At 63.1% G+C, this 14,798-nt stretch carries 16 protein-coding genes and 3 tRNA genes; 7 read left to right on the top strand and 12 right to left on the bottom strand.

What is annotated here, in order from left to right:
* Positions 1–2: 2 nt before the first annotated feature.
* On the bottom strand, positions 3–446 hold the full coding sequence (rimI, locus tag ACUXAC_RS14945; protein ID WP_060422302.1) for a ribosomal protein S18-alanine N-acetyltransferase: 444 nt from the start codon (positions 444–446) through the stop codon (positions 3–5).
* On the bottom strand, positions 391–828 hold the full coding sequence (locus ACUXAC_RS14940) for a DNA polymerase III subunit psi (RefSeq protein WP_060440801.1): 438 nt from the start codon (positions 826–828) through the stop codon (positions 391–393). Before ACUXAC_RS14940 ends, rimI begins: the two co-directional genes overlap by 56 nt.
* A gap of 146 nt (positions 829–974) precedes the next feature.
* Here ACUXAC_RS14940 and rsmC point away from each other — a divergent pair, with 146 nt between their 5' ends.
* A complete protein-coding gene (rsmC, locus tag ACUXAC_RS14935) occupies positions 975–2,015 on the top strand; it encodes a 16S rRNA (guanine(1207)-N(2))-methyltransferase RsmC (protein ID WP_454266751.1) in 1,041 nt (346 codons plus the stop codon).
* A gap of 50 nt (positions 2,016–2,065) precedes the next feature.
* Here the strand turns inward: rsmC and ACUXAC_RS14930 are convergent, their stop codons facing one another.
* Entirely contained in the window at positions 2,066–3,058 is a 993-nt protein-coding gene (locus ACUXAC_RS14930; protein ID WP_087762946.1) for an aldo/keto reductase, read from the bottom strand.
* Positions 3,059–3,176: 118 nt separating this feature from the next.
* On the opposite strand from ACUXAC_RS14930, the gene ACUXAC_RS14925 reads away from it, so the two are divergent.
* The 4 genes from ACUXAC_RS14925 (at position 3,177) to ACUXAC_RS14910 (ending at position 4,532) form a co-directional block, all read left to right on the top strand.
* Positions 3,177–4,121, top strand: a complete 945-nt coding sequence (locus ACUXAC_RS14925; protein ID WP_454266750.1) for a LysR substrate-binding domain-containing protein — start codon at positions 3,177–3,179, stop codon at positions 4,119–4,121.
* A 72-nt stretch (positions 4,122–4,193) separates the two neighbouring features.
* Positions 4,194–4,280 (top strand) — tRNA-Leu (locus tag ACUXAC_RS14920).
* 36 nt (positions 4,281–4,316) lie between these two features.
* A tRNA-Leu gene (locus ACUXAC_RS14915) sits at positions 4,317–4,403 on the top strand.
* A 42-nt stretch (positions 4,404–4,445) separates the two neighbouring features.
* A tRNA-Leu gene (locus tag ACUXAC_RS14910) sits at positions 4,446–4,532 on the top strand.
* Between the two features lie 88 nt (positions 4,533–4,620).
* On the opposite strand, the gene ACUXAC_RS14905 is transcribed toward ACUXAC_RS14910, so the two are convergent.
* Positions 4,621–4,905, bottom strand: a complete 285-nt coding sequence (locus ACUXAC_RS14905) for a DUF1435 domain-containing protein (RefSeq protein WP_048233751.1) — start codon at positions 4,903–4,905, stop codon at positions 4,621–4,623.
* Between the two features lie 261 nt (positions 4,906–5,166).
* Here ACUXAC_RS14905 and ACUXAC_RS14900 point away from each other — a divergent pair, with 261 nt between their 5' ends.
* Entirely contained in the window at positions 5,167–6,252 is a 1,086-nt protein-coding gene (locus ACUXAC_RS14900) for a GGDEF domain-containing protein (protein ID WP_060440803.1), read from the top strand.
* Positions 6,253–6,260: 8 nt separating this feature from the next.
* On the opposite strand, the gene ACUXAC_RS14895 is transcribed toward ACUXAC_RS14900, so the two are convergent.
* Entirely contained in the window at positions 6,261–7,172 is a 912-nt protein-coding gene (locus ACUXAC_RS14895) for a LysR substrate-binding domain-containing protein (protein WP_197783750.1), read from the bottom strand.
* Between the two features lie 108 nt (positions 7,173–7,280).
* On the opposite strand from ACUXAC_RS14895, the gene ACUXAC_RS14890 reads away from it, so the two are divergent.
* Positions 7,281–8,483, top strand: a complete 1,203-nt coding sequence (locus ACUXAC_RS14890; protein ID WP_454266749.1) for an MFS transporter — start codon at positions 7,281–7,283, stop codon at positions 8,481–8,483.
* Position 8,484: 1 nt separating this feature from the next.
* Here the strand turns inward: ACUXAC_RS14890 and fucP are convergent, their stop codons facing one another.
* Genes fucP through ACUXAC_RS14855 form a run of 7 tightly spaced genes read right to left on the bottom strand, consistent with a single transcriptional unit; the run spans position 8,485 to position 14,646 of the window.
* Positions 8,485–9,714, bottom strand: coding sequence for an L-fucose:H+ symporter permease (fucP, locus tag ACUXAC_RS14885; protein WP_454266748.1), 1,230 nt, complete (start codon positions 9,712–9,714; stop codon positions 8,485–8,487).
* A 40-nt stretch (positions 9,715–9,754) separates the two neighbouring features.
* Complete coding sequence (locus ACUXAC_RS14880) at positions 9,755–10,114, bottom strand: L-rhamnose mutarotase (RefSeq protein ID WP_087762949.1); 360 nt, start codon at positions 10,112–10,114, stop codon at positions 9,755–9,757.
* Positions 10,111–10,887 (bottom strand): L-fucose dehydrogenase, encoded by a 777-nt coding sequence (locus ACUXAC_RS14875; RefSeq protein ID WP_087762950.1) that lies wholly within the window; start codon positions 10,885–10,887, stop codon positions 10,111–10,113. The genes ACUXAC_RS14880 and ACUXAC_RS14875 overlap by 4 nt, the downstream gene beginning before the upstream one ends.
* A complete protein-coding gene (locus tag ACUXAC_RS14870) occupies positions 10,865–11,728 on the bottom strand; it encodes an amidohydrolase family protein (RefSeq protein WP_060422262.1) in 864 nt (287 codons plus the stop codon). The genes ACUXAC_RS14875 and ACUXAC_RS14870 overlap by 23 nt, the downstream gene beginning before the upstream one ends.
* 14 nt (positions 11,729–11,742) lie before the next feature.
* Positions 11,743–13,020, bottom strand: coding sequence for an L-fuconate dehydratase (locus ACUXAC_RS14865; protein ID WP_060440810.1), 1,278 nt, complete (start codon positions 13,018–13,020; stop codon positions 11,743–11,745).
* A 14-nt stretch (positions 13,021–13,034) separates the two neighbouring features.
* Positions 13,035–13,880 carry a fumarylacetoacetate hydrolase family protein gene (locus tag ACUXAC_RS14860; RefSeq protein ID WP_147839714.1) on the bottom strand — a complete coding sequence of 282 codons (846 nt, stop codon included), beginning with the start codon at positions 13,878–13,880 and terminating at the stop codon, positions 13,035–13,037.
* Between the two features lie 25 nt (positions 13,881–13,905).
* Positions 13,906–14,646, bottom strand: coding sequence for an SDR family oxidoreductase (locus tag ACUXAC_RS14855; protein WP_102985482.1), 741 nt, complete (start codon positions 14,644–14,646; stop codon positions 13,906–13,908).
* Positions 14,647–14,798: the final 152 nt, after the last annotated feature.

Raw genomic sequence — 14,798 nt, 5'->3', positions numbered from 1 at the left:
GATTACGCCAGCGGCAGCGCCATCACGATCGCGTCTTCGCGGCCGTGGGCGCTCGGGTAATAATTGCGGCGCACGGTGACCTCGTTGAAACCGAGATCTTCATACAGTGCGATCGCCGCCTGGTTGGAGGCGCGCACCTCCAGCCACAGCGTCACCACGCCACGGCTCTCCAGCTGTTCGATCACCGCGTTGAGCAGCAGGCGGCCAAAGCCCCGGCGCTGCCACCGCGGATGAATGGCGATGTTGAACAGCGTGGCTTCGTCCAGCACGATCTGCGTGATGGCGAATCCCGCCATTTCCCCATCGGCGTTCAGCTTCAGGTTAAGGTAGCGATCGCCCTGATTGCTGGCGAAGGTGGTTTCCGTCCAGGGGAAAGCGTGGCTGGCTTGCTCAATGGTGAAGGCCGTGGCCAGGTCGGCCGCCGTCAGGGTAGAAATCGTGTTCATGATGACAAATCTGCTGCCAGAGGGCGCGTTTGGCCCCCGCGTCTTGGGAAAGCTCGGCCAGCGCCGGGCTGTATAGCTGCGCGCCGGCGACCGCAAGCGGTTCCGCCACGCCCAGCCGCCAACTGTTGCATGCGGTCTCTTCAGGCAGCATCGCCGCCTGTTCCGGCGTCAGGCTGTAGGTTTGCGCCGGCGTCAGCCCCAGGCTGAGCAGCACGTCGCAAAACAGCGGATCGTCGGACGCGGGCAGCGTCTGCGCCACCACCAGCAGGCGCGCCTCGGGCGGCAGGCTGACCGCCACTTCGCCCTGCAACACGCTCGGGCGGCGCAATGTCCACTGCGTAATACCCAGTTGTTGTAACAGCCAGTCGCGTTTTGATGCCATGCCGATTCCTACCCGTTGTGGTGCGCCATGCCTGCCATGCGCCGCGCTATGCTAACAAACCCGCGCAGCCCGCGCCAACAAACCCGTCGAACATATCGCCACAAAGCTCTATAATCCCCGGTCTCATTTCCAGGAGCCAATATCCGATGTCTGCATTAACCCCCGCCAGTGAAGTCATGCTGCGCCACAGTGATGAATTTATCGAACGCCGCGTGCTGTTTGCCGGCGACCTGCAGGACAGCCTGCCGGCCCAATTCGAGGCCGCGGACGTGCGCGTCCACACTCAGCAATACCATCACTGGCAGTTACTGAACCGGACGATGGGCGATAACGTGCAGTTCGGTTTGACCATCGATCCCGCTTTCGTCGCCGACTGCGATACGCTGGTTTACTACTGGCCGAAGAGCAAGCAGGAAGCGCAATTCCAGCTGTGCAACATCCTGGCGCTGCTGCCGGTGGGCGTAGACGTGTTCGTGGTCGGTGAAAACCGCAGCGGCGTGCGCAGCGCCGAGCCAACGCTGGAAGGCCACGTTGCGCTGGTGAAAATCGACAGCGCGCGCCGCTGCGGCCTGTATCACGGCCGTCTGGACGCGCAGACCGAATTCGACCTGAACGACTGGTGGGACAGCTATCAGCTGCACGATCTGGAAGTGAAAACGCTGCCGGGCGTGTTCAGCCGCGACGGCCTGGACGTCGGCAGCTCGCTGCTGCTGTCGACGCTGGAAAAACACATGAAAGGCAAGGTGCTGGACATCGGCTGCGGCGCCGGCGTGATGGCCTCGGTGATGGCCAAGCTGTCGCCGAAGGTGAAACTGACCCTCAGCGACGTCAACGCCGCCGCGGTGGAATCCAGCCGCGCGACGCTGGCCGCCAACGGCATCGAAGGCGAAGTGATCGTCAGCAACGTTTACTCCGACATCACCGGCCGTTTCGACATGATCATCTCCAACCCGCCGTTCCACGACGGGCTGCAGACCAGCCTGACCGCCGCTGAAACCCTGATCCGCGGCGCGGTGAAACACCTGCCGATCGGCGGCCAACTGCGCATCGTCGCCAACGCCTTCCTGCCGTACCCGGACATTCTGGACGCCACCTTCGGCAGCCACGAAGTGCTGGCGCAGAACGGCCGCTTCAAGGTGTATCAGGCCACCGTCGGCCGCCCACCGCGCGCGCCGAAGAAGAAATAATTCGCCGTTGGCGGAAAACGACAGAGCGCGGCCTGAGGCCGCGCTTTTTTTTAGCCGTTGATATAGGCCATCGACTCGGCGCCGTAGCGATCGCCGGCCGCTGCACTCAGCGGAAACACCGCTTCGATCGCCGCCAGTTCGGCCGCGCTCAGCGTTATCTCCGCCGCCGCGACGTTCTCTTCCAGATAGCGACGGCGTTTGGTGCCGGGGATCGGCACGATGTGCTCGCCCTGCGCCAACACCCAGGCCAGCGCCAGCTGTGAAGGCTTGACGTCCTTCTGCGCCGCCAGCTCACCCACCTTCTCCACCAGCGCCAGGTTGCGGGCGAAGTTTTCGCCCTGGAAGCGCGGATTGCCGCGGCGGAAATCGTCCTCGGCCAGATCCTCCGGCCGCCGGATAGCGCCGGTAAGGAAACCGCGCCCTAACGGGCTGTAAGGCACAAAGCCGATCCCCAGTCGCTCACAGGCGGCCAGCACGCCCTGTTCAGCATCGCGCGTCCACAGCGAATACTCGGTCTGCAACGCCGTGATCGGATGCACCTTGTGCGCCCGCTCCAGCGTGGCGACCGACGCCTCGCTCAGGCCGATATGGCGGATCTTGCCTTCGCGGATCAGATCCGCCATCGTGCCCACGACGTCTTCGATCGGCACCTGCGGATCGACCCGATGCTGATAATAAAGATCGATCTCCTCTACGCCCAAGCGCCGCAGGCTGCCTTCCACCGAGCGCCGGATATACTCGGGCCGGCTGCTGACGCCGCGCGCCGAAGGATCCGCCGGATCGCGCAGGATGCCGAACTTGGTAGCCAGGAACACCTGTTGCCGTTTGCCCTTGATCGCTTCCCCCACCAACTCTTCGTTGGTGTGCGGACCATACATGTCGGCGGTGTCGAGCAGCGTGACGCCCAGCTCCAGCGCCCGGTGCAGCGTGGCGATGGCCTCCTGCCGATCGGCGCCGGTGGAGTAGAAGTCGCTCATGCCCATGCATCCCAGCCCCAGGGCGGAGACGACGGGACCGTGGGAACCCAGTTTACGTTGTTGCATTGTGCAGCCCTCATGCGATGAACGGATAACGCAGCAAAGTCTGGTTGTTTACGCTACAAAGATAAATAATGCAGATCGCACATCACTGTTCAAAAATCACCAACAATCCGGAGTGGACATGGATCAGGTTCAAGCCATGCGCATTTTTACCCGCATCGTCGAACTGGGCAGCTTCAGCCGGGCGGCCGAGCGCCTGCAGCTGCCGCGCGCCACGGTCAGCAACGCGCTGAAACGGCTGGAGCAGCGGCTGGGCGTGCGCCTGCTGATCCGCACCACCCGCCAGGTACAGGTGACCAGCGAAGGCAGCCTTTACTATCAACGCTGCGTACAGCTGCTGGGGGCGCTTGAGGAAGCGGACACGCTGTTCAGCCACCATAAGCTGCAGCCATCCGGCAAGGTGCGTATCGACATGCCCCATTCGCTGGCGCGCCAGATCGTCATTCCGGCGCTGGGCGACTTTTACCGGCGCTATCCCGACATCACGCTGGCGCTGGGTGCCAACGACACCCACGTCGATCTGTTGCGCGAAGGCGTAGACTGCGTGCTGCGCGCCTGGGAAACCGAAGACGACAGCCTGGTGGCGCGGCGCATCGCCCAGCTGCCGCAGATCACCTGCGCTTCCCCCGCTTACCTGCAGGCCAGCGGCACGCCGCTCGACATCGATAGCCTGGCGCCGCACCGCGCGGTAGGGTATTTTTCCCTGGCCAGCAACCGCGATTATCCGCTGGAATTCTGCCGTGGCGACAAGGTGGAACTGCGCGAACTCCCTGCCCGGCTGAGCGTCAGCGGCGCCGACGCTTACATCGCCGGCGCGCGTGCCGGCATGGGGTTGATTCAGGCGGCGCGCTATTCACTTGCTCCCTGGCTGGAACGGGGCGAACTGGTGGAAGTGTTGGCGGACACGCCGCCTCCGCCGATGCCGATTTACATCATGTATCCGCCCGGCCGTTTCCTGGCGCCACGGGTCAGGGTGTTGATTGATTGGCTGATTTGGCTGTTTGACCAGCAGAAAAGCGGCGATATGGCTGTTTTTCCAGCAAACGCCCGCAAAGCGGGGAAATAACTGTTGACGTGCCCGCCAAAATCTCTAGAATTCGCCTCCGTGGTAACGTTACTCCGGTAATGTTTCTGGTACGCGAAGGTGGCGGAATTGGTAGACGCGCTAGCTTCAGGTGTTAGTGTCCTTACGGACGTGAGGGTTCAAGTCCCTCTCTTCGCACCAAATAACCACATGATTTATATTGCACTCAGCATCGATGCGAAGGTGGCGGAATTGGTAGACGCGCTAGCTTCAGGTGTTAGTGTTCTTACGGACGTGAGGGTTCAAGTCCCTCTCTTCGCACCAAGCTGGCGACGTAATATAAATCAAAGCAACAACATCGACTGTGCGAAGGTGGCGGAATTGGTAGACGCGCTAGCTTCAGGTGTTAGTGTCCTTACGGACGTGAGGGTTCAAGTCCCTCTCTTCGCACCAATTGATGATCTCTCCGGTAGTTCCCTCGAAAAAATCCCAACGCATTGATGATAAACACGCCTAAGCGTGGTTTTGCCGTTTCCGGCGTTTACGCGAAGCTGAAGTTGAGGCTGATTGCCGCCAGGCCGCCCGCCAGCGCCATGCAGGAAGGCAGCAGCAGATAGTGACGCAGCCGGCTGTTGAACAGCATCACCAGCGTCGCCAGCATCGCTATCACAATCAGGGTGCGCAGCTGCATCATATTCAGATCGATCAAGGCCAGCAGCGGCATCAGCGCGCACGGCAGCAAAACGCCCCAGGCGCTGGCCAGGCGATCGCCGAGGCACCAGCTGACGCCCCACAGTCCACACGCGGCAATCATGGCGGTGAGCATGATAACCCCCCTTTAAGTGATAATGATAACCAATATCATATAACACTTTTTTGGCCGCCGCATCATTTTCACTGCGGTGACCAAACCCAGATGACACCAGCATGAAAAAATGATAATTTGACATAAGAAAATTCCTAGTCCTGTTTGCATGATAATAATCACAATCATCAACCATGCAACTTCCGTGGATATTTCGCGCCGAGGGAATGCTTCTCAACCTTAATTATTCGACAGAACGACTTTGCAAAGAGTGACCTCCGTATGAACGCCCGTTCTTATCAGGAATTACTGAACAGCAAGCAGCGCCTGGCATTATTTCTTTTTCTGGTGATGAATGCCGCCTCTTCCGTATTTACGTTATTGTTCCCTTTTAGGGATACGCCCTCATTTACCCTACCTTTATTATGTATACCGCTATTTTGTCTGGCGGCGGCGCTATTCTCCCTGCAAACGCCGCGGAAATACCTGTGTAAACTCAACCTGTTCGCCAGCGTGCTCGGCCTGCTTTGGGCCGCCCATATTTACGTTAAAAGTCAATATTGCCTACCGAATAACCAAGATTTTTTATTAATTAGTTTGTTCAGCATCTTTTTTATCAGCGCTATTTCTCTGACGGATAACTTTACCGCCTTTTGTTTACACGCCGTGCCTTCCGCAATGGTGATCCTGGCTTTAGACGGTATGCATAATACCCTGCGGATATTATTCACCACGCTATTACCTATTATCGCTTTCTCCATCCACCACCTGATGTTGAAACGCAGTGAAATCTTTACCCACGCGCTGGTGGCCAACCTGTATAACGAACGGGACAAATTCAATAATTTAAGCATGCTCGATCCCCTGACCGGTCTTTATAACCGTCGCGGGCTGGAGAATAAGATCAACATGCTGCTGGAACCGCAAACCGGCCGCCACTACGTGCTGCTGCTGGATATCGACCACTTCAAGGTCTACAACGACAGCTACGGCCACGCGATGGGCGACCGGGCGCTGGTGCAGGTGGCGATCGCCATCCGCGATGCGGTACGTTCGCGCGACATCGTGGTGCGCTACGGCGGGGAAGAGTTTTTGGTGCTGCTGACCAACGTGCACGAAGGCTATGCGGCGCAGCTGGCCGAGCGGGTGCGCCAACGGGTGGCGGAACTGAACATCCCACACGGCGCCAGCCCGCAGCACAGCGGCACGCTGACGCTCAGCGCCGGCATCTCCGCGCTGGAAAAGCTGGACGTCGAGTCGGCGATCGGCGCGGCCGACGCCGCGCTCTATCTGGCGAAGCACAGCGGCCGCAACAATATCCAGCTGGCGCAAAACGTCCAGCCCGCCCTGCTGCAGCCGCAGGAGTAACAGGTTCGCTAATCGACTTCCCAAATCGCCCTGCCCTGCCAGCGCCGTTCGATCGCCGCCAGGAACAGCTTCACCTTGGGGGAGAGATGGCGTCGGCTGGGATAGACGGCGCAGATCGGCGGCCCCGGGCGACAATAGCGCTCCAGCACCGGCACCAGCGTGCCGGCCGCAATCTGCTCGCCGACCAGAAACGCCCCCACCTGGCAAAGGCCGGCTCCGGCGACGGCCGCATCCCGCAAGGCTTCGACGTTGTTGAAACGCATCCGGCCACGCACCGGCTGTTCGTACAGTTGGCCGTTGACCAAATAGCGCCAGGGCGCCGGCAGCCCCTGATGGCTGAAGACCAGCGTCTCGTGCTCGCCCAACGCTTCCGGTTTTGCAGGCGTACCGTGCCGCGCCAGATAATCCGGCGCCGCGCAGGTGATCAGGCGATGCGGCGCGAGCACCCGCCGCACCAGCCGGCTATCGTCGCTGCCGCCGACGCGGACAGCCACGTCGATGCCGTCGCGCACCAGATCGCTGTACTCATCGGAGAAGCTGACGTCGGCGTCCACCTCCGGCCACTGCGCCAAAAACTCCCGCAGAATCGGCAGGATATGCAATCGCCCCAACGAGACCGGCAGATCCAGCCGCAGCCGCCCGCGCGGCGTTTGCCGCCGCGTATTCAGCGCCGTTTCCGCCTCTTCGGCCTGCGACAGGATGCGCTGCGCATACTCGTAAAACACCGCGCCGTCTTCGGTCAGGCTGACGCTGCGCGTGGTGCGCTGCAGCAGCCGGGTGGCCAATCGTTCCTCCAATCGGTTCACGCATTTGCCCGCCGCCGATCGGGAAATGCCCAGTCTCTCGGCCGCCAGCGTGAAGCTGCGGGCGTCGGCGACGCGAATGAACACCAGCAGGTCGGTCAGATTATCCAACGGCATAGACGGTAAATTGGCCACGATTTATCCCCAATGTTGCGCATTCAGGCCAGTTTATCAGCCATTTTGGCGCGGATACACTGAGGCTCTTCATCTGTTGGGAGAGTCATTATGAGTGTCTTACACGCCGGCGGCGGCGCAAAACCCTGGCTGGCGACTTTCGCTATCGCCCTGTCCACCTTTACCGTCGTCACGGCAGAAATGCTGCCCGTCGGGCTGCTGACTCCGATCGTCAGCACCTTGAACGCATCGATAGGCCGCGCCGGGCTGCTGATTTCCCTGCCCGCCCTGTTTGCCGCACTGTTCGCCCCGCTGGTGGTGCTGGGTGCCCGGCGCACGGATCGCCGCAGCCTGCTGATCGCCTTTCTGCTGCTGCTGATCGCCGCCAACCTGCTGGCCGCCGCCGCCACCTCCATGGCGCTGCTGTTTGCTGCGCGCATCCTGCTGGGCTTTTGCATCGGCGGCATCTGGGCCATCGCGGGTGGGTTGGCGGAACGTCTGGTGCCGCCGGCCTCCGTCGGATTGGCGCTGTCCGTCATCTTCGGCGGCGTAGCGGCGGCCTCGGTGTTCGGCGTGCCGCTCGGGGTATTCCTCGGCGAAGCGCTGGGCTGGCGCATGGCGTTTCTGGCCGTCGCCGTCCTGGCGGCGCTGACCCTGCTCCTGCTGCTGTGCGTGCTGCCGCCGCTACCGGTCACGCAGGCGGTGAACTGGCGCTTATTCACCGCGCAGCGCGCGAATCGCCGGCTGATCCTCGGGCTGCTGCTGACGTTTCTGCTGGTCGCCGGCCACTTTATGGCTTACACCTTTGTCCGCCCGCTGCTGCAGACGGTCGCCGGCATCGAGGGCCGCTGGGTGGGGCCGCTGCTGTTCGCCTACGGCGCCGCCGGTATCGTCGGGAATTTCATCGCCGGCCAGGCCGCCGCCAAACGGCTGCGCCGCACCCTGGCGCTGATCGCCCTCGGGCTGGCGCTCGCCGTCCTGCTGCTGCCGCTGCTGGGCCACGCGCCGCTGAGCGGCAGCGCCTTCCTCCTGCTGTGGGGCATCGCCTACGGCGGCGTTTCCGTTTCGCTAATGGCGTGGATGCTCAAGGCAGCCCCCGACGCGGTCGAGGTCGCCTCTTCGCTGTATATCGCGCTGTTTAATCTGGCGATTTCCTGCGGTTCACTGGCGGGCGGGCTGGTGGTGGATGCCGGAGGCTTGACGCTAAACGGCGTGCTGTCCGGCATCGTGCTGCTGCTGGCGTTGGCGATCCTGATGCGAACCCGCCCACAGGCGCTGACAACGGCGGCGAATGCCGATTCGCCGCCGGGTTAAATCAGGCGCGGCGCTGCCGCAGGCCGTAAACCAGCACCACCGCGAAGCACAGCAGCGGCAGCAGATAAGAGAGCGCGGTGCTGTAACGATCGGCCAGCGCCCCCATAAAGTACGGCATGATGGCGCCGCCGACGATCGCTATGATCATAAAGGAGCTGGCGCGCTTGGTGTGTTTACCCAGGTTTTTCACCCCCAGGGCGAAAATGGTCGGGAACATGATCGACATAAAGAAGAATACCGCGATCAGCGCCATCACCGACACGCCGTCAACGCTCAGCATCACCACGCCGCACAGCGCGATGTTGATCAGCGCATAGGCCGCCAGCAGCGTCGCCGGTTTGACTCGCCCCATCAACCAGGTGCTGAAGAAGCGCCCAACCATAAAGCAGATCATGGCGATTGACAGCAGGTAAGAGGCGCTCTGGTTAGACACCTCGCGCCAGTGTTCGGTGGCGTAGTTGATGAAGAACGCCCCTACGCCCACCTGCGCCGCCACGTAGAAGAACTGCGTGATAACCCCGCCGACGAAATGCGGATGCTGCCACAATCCCTGCGCTATCACGCCGTGCACCGGTTTTTCCTCTTCGCGGATCGCCGGCAGCCGGGTGCGGCTGAACAACAGCGCGATCAGCAGCACCAGCACGGCGATCGCCACATAGGTCATCTTCACCGCGCTCTGATCGCCGCCGCCGGCGGACTGGCTGGCGGAGAAGAACAGCGTGCCGCCGATCAACGGGCCGATAAACTGCCCGAGGCCGTTGAACGACTGGGCCAGGTTGAGCCGCCGTTCGGCGCCCTGCGCGTCGCCCAGCACCGTGGCGTACGGGTTGGCGGCCGTTTCCAGGCAGCCCAAACCGCTGGCGATAACGAACAGCGCGAACAGGAACACGCCGAAGCTGTTGGCCGACGCCGCCGGCACGAACAGCAGCGCCCCCAGCGCATACAAACACAGCCCGACCAGAATGCCCGCCTTATAGCCCTTGCGGTCCATAAAGTATCCGGCGGGCAGCGCCACCAGGAAATAGGCGCCGAAATAGGCCGCCTGCAACAGCCCCGACTGCGCCTTGGTAACGTGCAACGTCTCCTGAAAATGTTTGTTTAATACGTCCAGCAGGCCATAGGACAGCCCCCACATGAAGAACAGGCTGGTGACCAGGATAAAGGCCCAGCGCAGATTGGCGGTCACGGCGACGCCCGGCTGCGCGGAGGCCGCACTTTTTTCAGCAAGCATGGTGATACCCTCGTATCGTCTGGCGATGATGATGTTGGCGTTATTGCTGTTGCAGAGAAAATATCCGCGCCATTTCCACCCATTTTTCGCCCTGCGGCGTCCAGGGGGTGGCGGCCTGGTAGTGCCACATCAGCGCTTCCCATCGCTGTACTTCGGGGTTGTTCAGGCTGGCGGCGTCAAAACGCACGGCGTCGAAATCGGCGCTGACCTCCACGATCATGAACAGCCGGGTGCCCAACCGGTAAATCTCCATGTCCAGAATGCCGTGCTCGCGCAAATGCGCGGCGATGCCCGGCCAGATGCGCTGATGATGCTGCTGGTACTCCGCAATCAGCGCCGGTGAGTCAATCAGATCGAGCGCCTGGCAGAAACGGCGCCGCCCTGCCGCCGCGCCGCTCACGTCAGCGCCCGATCGAGATGCAGGTAACCACCGTCCACCGACAGCCATTGCCCGGTGGTATGCGACGACCGCGACGACAACAGGAACGCCACGGTGTTGGCGATCTCTTGCGGCGTGGTCATGCGCTGCCCGAGCGGAATGCGCGCGGTGATTTTCGCCATCTGCCGCTGCGGCTCGGCGAAGGTGTTGAGCCAGCGCTGGTACTGCGGGGTGATCACCTCCGCCGGCACCACCGCGTTCACCCGCACGCCGTCATGGCGCAGCGACACCGCCCATTCGCGCGTCAGCGCCAGCACCGCGCCCTTGGCGGCGGTATAGCCGCTGGTGCCACCCTGGCCGCTGAGCGCGGTCTTGGAGGCGATGTTGACGATGGCGCCCCGGCTCTCCTGCAGCGCCGCCTGGCACAGGTGCGCCATCAGGTAGTAATGCACCAGGTTCTTTTCCAGCGAGCCGACGAACGCTTCGCGCCCCGCCTCCAGCCCGACGCCGTCGTTGACCCCGGCGTTATTCACCAGCCCGTCGATGCGGCCGAAGGCCGCCAGCGTCTGGCTTACCGCGCGGCGGCAGGCCGCCTCGTCGCACAGTTCGGTGAGGATCACCTCGGTGCGCGGCTGCAGCCGCTGCAAATCGGCCAGCAGCGCCGCCTCCGGCGCGGCGTTGGTGACCAGCACCGGGATCGCGCCTTCTTCGGCCAGCACATGAGCAATCGCCGCGCCGATGCCGGCACCGCCGCCGGTGACCAGCACCACCTTATCTTGCAGATACAGATCCATAACCAGACTCCGTTAAACCGTAAATTCGCCAGGCGGTGTCGCCCCAAATCGCCGCCTGCTCGGCGGCCCCCAGCGTCGACAGCGCCCGTTCGCACAGCTGCACCACCTGGCGGTAGTCGCCGGCCAGCAGGCACACCGGCCAGTCGGAGCCGAACATCAGCCGCTGCGGGCCGAACGCCTCCAGCGCAGCGTCGAAGAACGGCAGCAGTTCTTCCGCCCGCCACCGGCCACCCGGCGCCTCGGTGATCAGCCCCGACAGCTTGCAGACCACGTGCGGCAGCGCCGCCAGCGGCCGGATTTGCTGCGCCCAGTGCCGCGCGCCGCGCGCGATGTCCGGCTTGCCGAGATGATCCAACACCAGCCAGTGTTCATCGTGGCAGGCGGCGAACGCCGCCGCGGCCGCCAGATGCCGGTGCGTCACCAGGATCTCGTACACATACCCGGCGCGCTGCAGCGTTTGCATGCCGCGTTCCACCTCCGGCCGCGCCAGCCAGGCCGCCGGATCCGCTTCGTCCTGCACCTGATGACGCACCCCGCGCAGCGCGCTGTAAGGCCGCAAGGCCTCCAGACGCTGCGCCAGCTGCGGCGCGGCGATGTCCAGCCAGCCCACCACGCCGCATATGCCCTCGCCCTGCTCAGCCAGCGCCAGCAGGGCCAGCGTCTCTTCCTCGCTGGGGCGCGCCTGCACCGCCAGCGCGCCGTCGAAACCCTGTTCCTGCAACAGCGGCCGCAGCCGGGGCGGATCGAAATCCTGCCGCAGCACGCTCATTCGCTCGTCGATCCACGGGTAGTGCTGGGGGTGATAGCGCCAGTAGTGCTGGTGAGCGTCGATGCGCGGCATGCGATCCTCCCGCCTCACCCGCGGAACCGATACTGCGCGATCGACGACGGATGCATCTCGATCGAATAGCCGGGACGGCTCGGCGGCATGTAGGCCGCGCCTTTGATCACGCAGGGATCGACAAAGTGTTCATGCAAATGATCGACATACTCGATCACCCGGCCTTCGTGGGTGCCGGCAATGCACAGGTAGTCGATCATCGACAGGTGCTGCACGTACTCGCACAGCCCGACGCCGCCGGCGTGCGGGCAGACCGGCAGCTGGTATTTGGCCGCCATCAGCATCACCGCCAGCACTTCGTTGACGCCGCCAAGGCGGCAGGCGTCGATCTGCACCACGTCTACCGCGCCGCGCATGATGAATTGCTTGAACATGATGCGGTTCTGGCACATCTCACCGGTGGCCACCTTGACCGGCGCCACCCCTTCGCGGATGCGGCGGTGCCCTTCCACGTCGTCCGGGCTGGTCGGTTCTTCGATAAACCAGGGTTTGGCGAACGCCAGATGCTTCACCCACGGAATGGCTTCGTCCACCTCCCACACCTGGTTGGCGTCGATCATCAGCCGGCGATCCGGGCCGATCACCTCGCGGGCGATGCGCACCCGGCGGATGTCGTCTTCCAGATCGCGCCCGACCTTCAGCTTCAGGTAGGAGAAACCGGCGTCGACCGCTTCCTGGCACAGGCGGCGCAGCTTGTCGTCCGGATACCCCAGCCAGCCGGCGGAGGTGGTGTAGCAGGGATAGCCTTCCTGCAGCAGCCGCGCCAGGCGCTGCTCTTTGCCCTCGGCCCGCTGTTTCAGCAGCGCCAGCGCCTCCTGCGGCGTGATGCAGTCGGTGATGTAACGGAAGTCGATGCAGCGCACCAGCTCTTCCGGCGTCATCTCCGCCACCAGCCGCCACACCGGCTTGCCGACCGATTTGGCCCACAGATCCCACACCGCGTTGACCACCGCGCCGGTCGCCAGGTGAATGGCCCCCTTGTCCGGCCCGATCCAGCGCAGCTGGCTGTCGCTGGTGAAGCGCCGCCAGAAGGCGCCCATGTCGGCGGCGATATCCTCCAGCCGCTCGCCGACGATCTGGTGTTCCAGCGCGCGGATCGCCGCGCAGCAGATCTCGTTGCCGCGGCCGATGGTGAACGTCAGCCCGTGGCCGCTGAGATCCGCGCGATCGGTCTCCAGGATCACGTAGGCGGCGGAATAGTCGGGATCCGGATTCATGGCGTCGGATCCGTCCAGCCCCAGCGACGTGGGGAAACGAATGTCTTCAACCCGCAGTGCGGTAATGGTGGTCATGGCGGCGCTCCCGGTTAGGCCTGTACGGTTTGCTGGCGCTGTTCGCCCAGCCCTTCGATGCCCAGACGCATCGTCTGGCCCGCCCGCAGATAGATAGGCTGCGGTTTCTGCCCCATCCCGACGCCCGGCGGCGTGCCGGTGGAGATCACATCGCCCGGCTGCAGGCTCATGAAGCGGCTGAGGTAGCTGACGATCTGCGGAATGCGGAAGATCATGGTGCTGGTGTTGCCGTCCTGATAGCGCTTGCCGTCCACCTCCAGCCACAGGTTCAGGCTGTGCGGATCGGCGATCTCGTCGGCGGTCACCAGCCAGGGGCCGATCGGCCCGAAGGTGTCGCAGCCTTTGCCCTTGTCCCAGGTGCCGCCGCGCTCAATTTGATATTCGCGTTCTGAGACGTCGTTGATCACGCAGTAGCCAGCGACGTGGCGCATCGCGTCTGCTTCGCTGATGTAGCGTCCGCCCTGGCCGATCACCACGCCCAGCTCTACTTCCCAGTCGGTTTTCTGCGAGCCGCGCGGGATCTCCACCCGATCGTGGGGGCCGACCACCGCGCTGGTCCATTTGTTGAACACCACCGGTTCCTCAGGAATGGCGGCACCGGTCTCCGCCGCGTGATCGGCGTAGTTCAGGCCAATGCAGATAAACTTGCCGATGCCACCGACGCAAGCGCCGAGGCGCGGCTGCCCTTCGACCAGCGGCAGCGTGGTGCTGTCCAGCGCACGCAGTTTGGCGAGCGACGCCGGCAATAACGCGGCGCCCCCCACGTCGGCGATATGCTGCGACAAATCACGCAGGCGGCCTTGCGCATCCAACATGCCGGGGCGCTCTTGCCCAGGTTGCCCATAACGTAAAAGTTTCATGCCTTCCTCTCTCAAAAATGGCGGCTCAGTTGCTCCAGCCGCCGTCGATGATCTGCACCGTGCCGGTGGTGTATGAACTGGCGTCAGAGGCCAGATACAGCGCCAATTGGGCGATTTCCTCGGTGGTGCCGATGCGCCCGATCGGCTGACGGGCGACGAACGCCTGATACACCTCTTGCTCGCTGCGCCCCTGCTCGCGCGCCTGCTCGGCAATGCGCTGGCGCAGCGACGGCGACTCCACCGTGCCGGGGCAGATGGCGTTGCAGCGGATGCCCTGCGTGACGTAGTCCGCCGCCACCGAGCGCGTCAGGCCGATCACCGCCGCCTTGCTGGCGCTGTAAGCGAAGCGGTTCGGCACCCCTTTCACGCTCGAGGCCACCGAGGACATGTTGATGATCGAGCCTTTGCCGCGCGCCAACATGCCCGGCAGGAAAGCGCGGATCATGCGGAACATCGCGGTGACGTTGAGATCGAGCGCGAACGCCCACTGATCTTCGGTGCAATCGAGGATCGATCCGCTGTGCACCACGCCGGCGCAGTTGAACAGCACGTCGATCGGGCCGATCGCTTCCGCCGCCGCCGCGATGGCGGCCGGATCGGTGACGTTTAGCGTCAGCGCGCGGATCCCGGCAGAGCCCTGCAGGCGCTCGAGGTTGATGTCGCTGGCGATCACTTCAGCGCCGGCGGCGGCGAACAGCCTGGCGGTGGTAAAACCGATCCCTTGCCCGGCGGCGGTGATCAGTACGCGTTTCCCGGTTAAATCCATCTTGACTCCTCGGCCTAAAGGTCTAATGGTCAGGCCACTAAAGGCGGTTAAAGGTCAGGCCTCTAACATGACAAAAGACGCTTTACGCGTTATCGTTGGGGGAAGAAGTTAATAAAACAGCCTTGAAACCGCATTTCAATTAACCATTTTTT

Source organism: Serratia sp. 121840015-1 (genome assembly GCF_053627655.1).
The sequence above is the reverse complement of the archived record's forward strand: the minus strand, read 5'-3'. Positions and strand labels throughout refer to the sequence as shown.

Coding starts and splice junctions, on each gene's coding strand:
- ACUXAC_RS14870 (WP_060422262.1), bottom strand. CDS start 11,728: ATGCCGCGCATCGACGCTCACCAGCACTACTGGCGCTATCACCCCCAG.
- ACUXAC_RS14900 (WP_060440803.1), top strand. CDS start 5,167: ATGAACGCCCGTTCTTATCAGGAATTACTGAACAGCAAGCAGCGCCTG.
- ACUXAC_RS14855 (WP_102985482.1), bottom strand. CDS start 14,646: ATGGATTTAACCGGGAAACGCGTACTGATCACCGCCGCCGGGCAAGGG.
- fucP (WP_454266748.1), bottom strand. CDS start 9,714: ATGCTTGCTGAAAAAAGTGCGGCCTCCGCGCAGCCGGGCGTCGCCGTG.
- ACUXAC_RS14925 (WP_454266750.1), top strand. CDS start 3,177: ATGGATCAGGTTCAAGCCATGCGCATTTTTACCCGCATCGTCGAACTG.
- ACUXAC_RS14930 (WP_087762946.1), bottom strand. CDS start 3,058: ATGCAACAACGTAAACTGGGTTCCCACGGTCCCGTCGTCTCCGCCCTG.
- rsmC (WP_454266751.1), top strand. CDS start 975: ATGTCTGCATTAACCCCCGCCAGTGAAGTCATGCTGCGCCACAGTGAT.
- ACUXAC_RS14940 (WP_060440801.1), bottom strand. CDS start 828: ATGGCATCAAAACGCGACTGGCTGTTACAACAACTGGGTATTACGCAG.
- ACUXAC_RS14865 (WP_060440810.1), bottom strand. CDS start 13,020: ATGACCACCATTACCGCACTGCGGGTTGAAGACATTCGTTTCCCCACG.
- ACUXAC_RS14875 (WP_087762950.1), bottom strand. CDS start 10,887: ATGGATCTGTATCTGCAAGATAAGGTGGTGCTGGTCACCGGCGGCGGT.
- rimI (WP_060422302.1), bottom strand. CDS start 446: ATGAACACGATTTCTACCCTGACGGCGGCCGACCTGGCCACGGCCTTC.
- ACUXAC_RS14895 (WP_197783750.1), bottom strand. CDS start 7,172: ATGCCGTTGGATAATCTGACCGACCTGCTGGTGTTCATTCGCGTCGCC.
- ACUXAC_RS14890 (WP_454266749.1), top strand. CDS start 7,281: ATGAGTGTCTTACACGCCGGCGGCGGCGCAAAACCCTGGCTGGCGACT.
- ACUXAC_RS14860 (WP_147839714.1), bottom strand. CDS start 13,880: ATGAAACTTTTACGTTATGGGCAACCTGGGCAAGAGCGCCCCGGCATG.
- ACUXAC_RS14905 (WP_048233751.1), bottom strand. CDS start 4,905: ATGCTCACCGCCATGATTGCCGCGTGTGGACTGTGGGGCGTCAGCTGG.